General features: G+C 70.5%; 6 protein-coding genes. 4 read left to right on the top strand and 2 right to left on the bottom strand.

From position 1 onward, the window contains the following. Positions 1 to 5 precede the first annotated feature (5 nt). Both AC5Y4D_RS06620 and AC5Y4D_RS06615 read left to right on the top strand, forming a co-directional pair. Complete coding sequence (locus AC5Y4D_RS06620; RefSeq protein WP_500036764.1) at positions 6 to 2540, top strand: PEP-utilizing enzyme; 2535 nt, start codon at positions 6 to 8, stop codon at positions 2538 to 2540. Between the two features lie 47 nt (positions 2541 to 2587). Next, complete coding sequence (locus tag AC5Y4D_RS06615) at positions 2588 to 4183, top strand: PE family protein (RefSeq protein ID WP_500036763.1); 1596 nt, start codon at positions 2588 to 2590, stop codon at positions 4181 to 4183. On the opposite strand, the gene AC5Y4D_RS06610 is transcribed toward AC5Y4D_RS06615, so the two are convergent. Continuing rightward, positions 4180 to 4809 (bottom strand): TetR/AcrR family transcriptional regulator, encoded by a 630-nt coding sequence (locus AC5Y4D_RS06610; protein ID WP_500036762.1) that lies wholly within the window; start codon positions 4807 to 4809, stop codon positions 4180 to 4182. The genes AC5Y4D_RS06615 and AC5Y4D_RS06610 overlap by 4 nt on opposite strands. A 93-nt stretch (positions 4810 to 4902) precedes the next feature. On the opposite strand from AC5Y4D_RS06610, the gene AC5Y4D_RS06605 reads away from it, so the two are divergent. Together AC5Y4D_RS06605 and AC5Y4D_RS06600 are read left to right on the top strand one after the other, a co-directional pair. Beyond that, positions 4903 to 6117: a cytochrome P450 gene (locus AC5Y4D_RS06605; protein ID WP_500036761.1), complete on the top strand. Its 1215-nt coding sequence runs from the start codon at positions 4903 to 4905 to the stop codon at positions 6115 to 6117. Between the two features lie 2 nt (positions 6118 to 6119). Then, a complete protein-coding gene (locus AC5Y4D_RS06600) occupies positions 6120 to 7076 on the top strand; it encodes an SDR family NAD(P)-dependent oxidoreductase (RefSeq protein WP_500036812.1) in 957 nt (318 codons plus the stop codon). Here AC5Y4D_RS06600 and AC5Y4D_RS06595 read toward each other — a convergent pair. Further along, positions 7063 to 7695, bottom strand: coding sequence for a hypothetical protein (locus tag AC5Y4D_RS06595; protein WP_500036760.1), 633 nt, complete (start codon positions 7693 to 7695; stop codon positions 7063 to 7065). The genes AC5Y4D_RS06600 and AC5Y4D_RS06595 overlap by 14 nt on opposite strands. Positions 7696 to 7756 lie beyond the last annotated feature (61 nt).

The raw sequence follows: 7756 nt of genomic DNA, 5'->3' as shown, positions 1-7756 counted from the left end.
ATGCAGTGAGGGTCGCCGTCACCGGGGCCAGCGGAGTCCTCGGCCGCGGCCTGGTCGCCAGGCTGCTCAGCCAGGGCCACGAAGTGGTGGGGATCGGCACCCGCCGGCCCGAAAGCTGGCCGAGCGCAGCCGAGTTCGTTGCCACGGACTTCCGCGACGCGGCGACGGTGCGGCGGGCCGTTTCCGGCGCGGACGCGGTCGCGCATCTCGAGCCCGCACCCGACGCCATGTCCGAGGTCCTGCACGCCGACAGCAAACGCATCGTGTTCGCGTCTTCGGCGCGTGTTTACGGCGACGTGATCGGACCGGTGACCGAAGACGTTCCGATGGCTTCCGACGGCCCCGGACACGCGCAGGCCGAACGGCTGCTTGCGGCGTCCGGAACACCGTGGGTCGCGGTCCGTTTGCCGCTCGTGGTGGGTCGCGGTGCCGACGACGAGCTGCGCCGTGTCGCGGCGCTACCGGTGCTACCCGTCGACTCCGCCGATCGCCGGGTGCAACTGGTGCACATCGACGACGCGCTGCGGCTGCTGAACGCAGCACTGGTGCGCGACGAGTTCGTCAGCGGCCCAGTCAATCTCGCGGCGTCAGGCTCGCTGACCTGGCGGCAGGTGGCGGCGGCCCTGGGTCGTCGGGTCCTGCCGGTCGGGACCAAACTCGCCGGGCGAAGCCGTTTCTCGGTCCTGCGGAGTGCTGCGCTGCTGGATACCTCGCGGTTGCAGCACGTTTGGGAGTTCACCCCGGCCTGGACCGCCGAGGAATGCCTGGAGGATTTCGCCTTGGCGGTGCGAGGTCGAGTCACGCTGGGCAAGCGGGTGCTGTCGGTGCCGTGGCGATTGGCGCCCGTCCAGGATCTGCCGGCGGTCGACACCGCCGCAGACGACGGCGTCGTACCGCAATTGGCGGGCCCGGAAGGGGCCAACGGCGAGTTCGACACCCCGATCGACCCGCGGTTCCCGACGTTCCTGGCCACCAACCTGTCCGAGGCGCTGCCCGGGCCGTTCTCGCCGTCGTCGGCGTCGGTGACGGTACGGGGACTCCGCGCCGGCGGTGTCGGCATCGCCGAACGGTTGCGGCCGGGTGGTGTGGTGCAGAAGGAGATCGCGATGCGCACGGTCGCGGTGTTCGCGCACCGGCTCTACGGCGCGATCACGTCAGCGCACTTCATGGCCGAGACCGTCCCGTTCGCCAAACCGACGACCATCGTCAGCAACAGCGGATTCTTCGGTCCGAGCATGGCCTCGCTGCCGATCTTCGGTGACCAACGGCCACCGTCGCAGACCGATCCCGTTCGCCGCCAACTGCGGACCTTGCGCAACATCGGGGTGTTCGGCGTCAACCTGGTGGGGCTGTCCGCCGGCTCGCCGCTCGACACCGGTGACTACATCGCCGATATCGAGCGCCTGGAACAACTCGTCGGTGACGACGTCGCCGGCCTCGGCGATCGGAGGCTGCGCAGCTTGATCCTGTTGGCGCGCGACCACGTCGTGCACGGTTGGCTGCTGGCGTCGGGTTCGTTCATGCTGTGCGCGGCGTTCAACGTGTTGCTGCGCGGATTGTGCGGACGGGAGACCGCCCCGGCGGCCGGACCGGAACTGGTCAGCGCCCGGTCGGTGGAGGCGGTGCAGCGCCTGGTGACGGCGGCCCGCTCCGATCCGACGGTGCTGCGTGTGCTCGCAGAACCCGGCGAACGACTGGACAAGCTGGCCGTGGAGGCTCCGGAGTTTCACTCCGCGGTGCTGGCCGAGCTGGCACTGATGGGACACCGCGGCCCGGCCGAAGTCGAGATGCTGTCCACGAGTTACGCCGACGATCCTGAGCTGCTGATCCGGATGGTGACCAAGACACTCGGCGCACCGCCCGCGCCGGCACCACGACACACACCGATTCCGTTGCGCGCCAAGACGATTGCTGTGCTGGCCGCACGGCAGCTGCGCGACCGTGAGGTGCGCCGCGACCGGATGGTGCGCGCCATCTGGGTGCTGCGCGGGCTGCTGCGCGAGTACGGACGTCGGCGGGCCGAGGAAGGCGTGTTCGGGTCCCCCGACGACGTGTTCTACCTGCTGGTCGACGAGCTCGACGCGTTGCCGCCCAACGTTTCCGAGTTGGTGGCCCGGCGTCGCGCCGAGCAGCGCCGCCTGATCGCCGTCGTCCCACCGATCGTGTTCAGCGGCGCCTGGCAGCCGACCACGTCGTCGGCGGCGGTGCTGGCCGGCGGGGACACCCTGCGCGGAGTCGGCGTCTGCGGCGGCCGGGTGCGCGGGCGGGTGCGGATCGTGCGCCCCGAAACCATCGACGACCTGCAACCCGGCGAGATCCTCGTCGCCGAAGTCACCGACGTCGGCTACACCGCCGCGTTCTGCTACGCCGCCGCGGTGGTCACCGAGCTGGGCGGGCCCATGTCCCATGCCGCCGTGGTGGCCCGCGAGTTCGGGTTCCCGTGCGTCGTCGACGTGCGGGACGCGACCCGCGTGTTGCCCTCGGGTGCGCTGGTCGAAGTCGACGGCACGACGGGTGAAATCCACCTTCTCGAACCCTGATCGAGCTACTCTGTGCTGCACGTCCGACGAGGGCCGGGAGGTGCGCAATGTCGTTCGTGGTTGCCACGCCCGAGTTAATGTCGGCTGCCGCAGCGCAATTGGCGACAATCGGGTCAGCGGTCAACGCCGCCAACGCATTTGCCGCAACCCCGACGGTCGAGGTGCTCGCCGCCGGGGCCGACGAAGTGTCGGCGGCCGTGGCGGCCCTGTTCGGTCGGCACGCGCTGGGGTATCAAGCGCTCAGCGCGCAAGCGGAAACCTTCCACGCCCAGGTCGTGGCAACACTCTCCGCCGCGACCCAGGCGTATGCAAGTGCCGAAACCGCCGCCGCGGCGCCGCTGACCGACCTGCTCAACCTGATCAACACGCCGTTCCAGCTGGTGCTGGGCCGTCCGCTGATCGGCAACGGCACCGACGGGGCCGCGGGCACCGGAGCCGACGGCGGCGCCGGGGGACTGCTGTTCGGTAACGGCGGCGCCGGCGGTTCTGGCGGCGGTGCCCATCCGGCCGGCGGGCGGGGCGGCGCCGCGGGACTACTGGGCAATGGCGGTGCGGGCGGTGCGGGCGCCGAAGGAGCCGTCGGAGGTTCGGGTGGCAACGGCGGCTGGTTGTTCGGCAACGGCGGCGTCGGGGGCGCCGGCGGTGATGCTCCGCTCGGTATCGGCGGTCTCGGAGGGGCCGGCGGCCAGGCGATCCTGCTCGGTGCCGGAGGGGGCGGTGGCGCCGGCGGGCAGGGCGCCAACGGCGGCGGCAACGGCGGCGGCAACGGCGGTGCCGGTGGATGGGGCGGACTGTGGGCCGGTAACGGCGGAGCCGGCGGCGCGGGTGGTCTGGCCACCGCGGCGGGTAACGGCGGGATCGGTGGCGCCGGTGGTAACGCGTGGTTGGTCGGCGACGGCGGGGCCGGCGGCCACGGTGCCGCGGCCACGGCCCCCGCAGACACTGGCGGACTCGGCGGCGCCGGAGGTGCCGGGGGCAGCGGCGGGCTGTTGTTCGGCAACGGCGGGACCGGCGGCGGAGGCGGGACCAGCGCTGCCGGCGGCATCGGCGGCGCGGGCGGTCTCGGCGGCAATGCCGGGCTGATCGGGTCCGGCGGCGCCGGAGGCGGCGGCGGCCTGGGCGGCGGGCACTTCAGTGAAACCGGCGGCAGCGGCGGCAGCGGCGGTGCGGGTGGCTGGTTGTTCGGCAACGGCGGTGCCGGCGGAGCCGGCGGCGACGCGCTGACCCAGGCGAACGGCGCGGGTGGTGACGGCGGTGTCGGTGGCGCGGGCGGTGCCGCCAGGCTGTTCGGCGACGGCGGGTTCGGCGGTGCGGGAGGCGCCGGCGGTCAGGCGAACGGCGCCGGCGATGCGGGGGGAGCCGGGGCGCGCGGCGGTCGCGGCGGCTCCGGTGGCTGGGTCTTCGGCAACGGCGGCGGCGGTGGTCGCGGCGGGGTCGGTGGATCGTCGGACACCGCAGCCGGCGGGCCGGGCGGGGCCGGCGGCGAAGGGGGATCGACCACCCTGGTCGGCGACGGCGGCAATGGTGGCGCAGGCGGGTCCGGGGGACAGGGCGCGATCGTCGGCGCCGGCGGCCCGGGCGGCACTGGCGGCGCGGCGGGGCTGCTGTTCGGCAGCGACGGCAGCACCGGCGCGGCGGGCTAGAGCGACCAGCTGTTGGGCTCGGGCCGGAAGCAGAACGCGGGCGCGGGCGGCAGCGGGCGTCGCTCACCGATCGTGATCGCGTCCATGATCAACGCGACATAGCGTTGCCAGCCGTTGCCGGTGTCCATCGTCGACAACACGCTGTAGAGCATCGCGATCAGCCGGGGTAGGTCGTCGGCGACCAGGTCGGCGCGGATGCGACCCTCCCGCTGCCCGCGGCGCACCAGCTCGCCGAGCGCCTCGTTCAACTCTTCCGAGACGTCGGCGGTCAACGATCCGGCGCGTCGGGCGGCCATCAACAGGTTCTGGTCCCGGGCTCCGAGCGTGATCGCCGCTTCGATCAACTGAGTGAGGCCGCGCAGCGGGTCGGCGCAACGCAGTGCATCAGCCAGCGCCGGGCCCAGTTCCTCGCCGATGCTCTGATCCAGGGCCGCCCGGACCAGTTCGCCCTTGGTGGGGAACCGGCGGTACAAGGTCCGCTCGCCGACGCCGGCGCGACGCGCGACGGCCTCCACGGGGGCGTCCGGACCGAGTTCGCCGTAGACGTCCCGCGCGGCACGCAGAATCCGCTCGACATTGCGGGCGGCATCGGCTCGCAGAGTCGGCCGGTCTTCGACGGCTGTCACCGCTACAGCGTAACCGCCGGTTGACTGCCGATGCCGACAGCTCTACGCTCGAACAACTGGCAGACCTCTGACACTTAACGGGAATCAGCTTTGATGTCAACCACTTCCGATGTGCGCTCCGAACCGGACCTGCCGGTGATTCCCGTCCCACGCGCGCCGCACTGCCCGCTGGCGCCGCCCACCGAATTCGCCGACTGGCGCGACGGGCAGGGCCTGCGGCGGGTGATGTGGCACGGCCAACCGGCCTGGATGGTCAGCCGCTATCAGGACATCAGAGCGGCGTTGACCGATCCACGGCTGTCGGCGGACACCATCCCGGATTTCATGAAGCCGCAGAGCACCGAGAACACGCCGGTGATGTTCGCCCGGGTCGACGATCCCGAGCACCACCGGTTGCGCCGAATGCTCACCACCAACTTCACCTTCCGGCGCACCGAGACGATGCGTCCGCAGATCCAGGAGCTGGTCGACCACTACCTGGACCGCATGATCGACAAGGGACCCCCCGCCGACCTGGTCCGCGACTTCGGGCTGCCGGTGCCGTCCATGGTGATCGCCCTGTTGCTGGGGGTGCCGCCCGCGGATCTGGAGATCTTCCAGCACCACACCACGGTCGGTCTGGACACCCGGTCTTCCGACGAAGAGAAGGCGCAGGCCTTCATGGCGATGTACTCCTACATCCAGGAGTTGGTGGATCGAAAGCAGCACGAGCCGGGCGACGACCTGATCAGCCGGCTGGTCACCGACTATGTGGCGACCGGGCAGCTCAACCGGGAGACCGCGGGCATGACCAGCGTGATCATGATGCAGGCCGGTCACGAAACCACCGCCAACATGATCTCGCTGGGAACGGTTGCGCTGCTGGAGAATCCGGAACTGTTCGCCCGTCTCGGGCAGACCGACGATCACACCGTCATCGCCAACATCGTCGAGGAGCTGATGCGCTACCTGAGCATCGTGCACAGCCAGGTGGACCGGATAGCGACCGAAGACTTGATGCTGGGCGGTCAGTTGATCCGTGCCGGGGACGCCGTCCTGATGAATCTGCCGGCCGGGAACTGGGATGCCGACTTCGTCGACAATCCGCAAGTCCTCGATCCCGACCGAAACACCCGCGGCCACTTGGGTTTCGGCTACGGTGTGCACCAATGCATCGGGGCGAACCTGGCGCGCGTCGAGATGCAGGTTGCATTCGCGACGCTGGCGCGGCGGCTGCCCGGATTGAAGCTAGCGGTGCCGGCGGATCGGCTGCAATTCAAGGAATCATCCGACATTTACGGCATGAAAGAGTTGCCGGTCAGTTGGTGACGGTGAACGGCCTGCGCTTCGACGACCGAGTAGCCGTGATCACCGGCGCCGGTGGAGGTCTGGGTGAGCAGTACGCGCTACTGCTGGCCTCCCGCGGCGCGCGGGTCGTGGTCAACGACATCGGATCGTCGGTGACCGGCGAAGGATCCGACGCCGCGGCGGCCGACGCGGTCGCGGAAGCGATCCGCGAACAGGGCGGCCAGGCCGTCGCCGACACGCACAGTGTCACCGACCCCCAAGGCGGACAAGCGATCATCGACACCGCGCTGGCGGCCTGGGGGCGGGTGGACATCGTGATCAACAACGCCGGGATCGTCGGTGACGCGCCGTTCGAGGACATGACCGCCGACCGTGTCCAACCGCTGCTCGACGTGCACCTCAAGGGTGCGTTCCACGTGACCCGCCCGGCGTGGAAAGTGATGCGCGAGCAGCGGTATGGGCGCGTGCTCAACACCTGCTCGGCCGCCGGGATCCTGGGCGCGGAGAACATGAGCAACTACGGGGCGGCCAAGACCGGTCTGATCGGTTTGACGCGCGTGCTGGCGGCCGAAGGCGCCAACGACAACATCAAGGTCAACGCCATCTCGCCGATCGCGCTCACCCGGATGTTGACGCACTCCATCGATCAGACCGGTGACCCGGACGATCCGGGCGCGCAGGCGGTGCTGGATGACCTTGTCGGGCAATACCTTCGGAGGCTGGATCCGGGGCTGGTGGCCCCGGTTGCGGCGTTTCTGACGCACGCGGACTGTCCGGTTTCCGGCGAGATCTACACCGTGGGCGCCGGCCACGTCGCCCGGTTCTTCGTCGGCCGGACCAGAGGTTTCTACAGTCCCACGCTGTCCGTCGAGCAGGTGCGTGACCATCTCCAGGAAATCCGCGACGAAACGGGCTATACCGTTCCCGGCGGCCCCGGCGACGAGATGACCGAACTGTTCGCCACCATCATGAGCAGCTGAACGCCACACCGACACCGTCGGGTGGCGGCACCGACTTCAGACACCCGAACGGTTCGATACCCGCGGCGCTGAACCGGGCGGCGGACTGGTGGGCGTAATTCACGCAGAACAGGCCGGCTTGGTCTGCGCGGCAGCGAAAGTCGCCGAAGGACACCGCGTCACCGTTGGCCAACTCCGCCCCGGTGCCGGCCAGAAACGGCCCCGGATCGGCGCGCGCCGCGCCGATTTGCAGGTGGGCACCGTCGAAGTCGACCCACCCGCCCTTCCACTCGCCATAGGCCGTCTCGGGAGGCGGCGGGGGACTGGCCAGCTCGACCAGACACGACAGCAGGCCGGCGGTGTGCTCGGCGTCCGTCGTGCACTTGGCCTTGGCTCCCGCAGCGCTGAACGCGGTATTGCCGGCGAGCTGGTAGCGGGCCGGATCGACCGGATGAGCTGCTTCGATCCAGGCGATGACGGCCCCGATCGGCGCCCCGGCCACCGGTGGGGTCGACGCCGGTTTGCTGCTGGTCGGTACGGCCGACGTGGACCCCGTCCCCGGTGTTGCCGGTTCACCGGTGTTCGAGTGCGAGCAACCGGCGACCAGCAACGGTATTGCGACCAGCGCGGCGATCCGCATGACATGAGGCTAGCCGCCAGACAGCAGATTTCGGCGCTACCCGCGCCGTGCCCGCGACGAT

Source organism: Mycobacterium sp. NGS67, assembly GCF_059812185.1.
The sequence above is the reverse complement of the archived record's forward strand: the minus strand, read 5'-3'. Positions and strand labels throughout refer to the sequence as shown.

What these genes read in the sequence shown, in the direction of transcription:
- AC5Y4D_RS06615 (WP_500036763.1), top strand. Translation starts at nt 2,588, where the DNA reads ATGTCGTTCGTGGTTGCCACGCCCGAGTTAATGTCGGCTGCCGCAGCG.
- AC5Y4D_RS06605 (WP_500036761.1), top strand. Translation starts at nt 4,903, where the DNA reads ATGTCAACCACTTCCGATGTGCGCTCCGAACCGGACCTGCCGGTGATT.
- AC5Y4D_RS06595 (WP_500036760.1), bottom strand. Translation starts at nt 7,695, where the DNA reads ATGCGGATCGCCGCGCTGGTCGCAATACCGTTGCTGGTCGCCGGTTGC.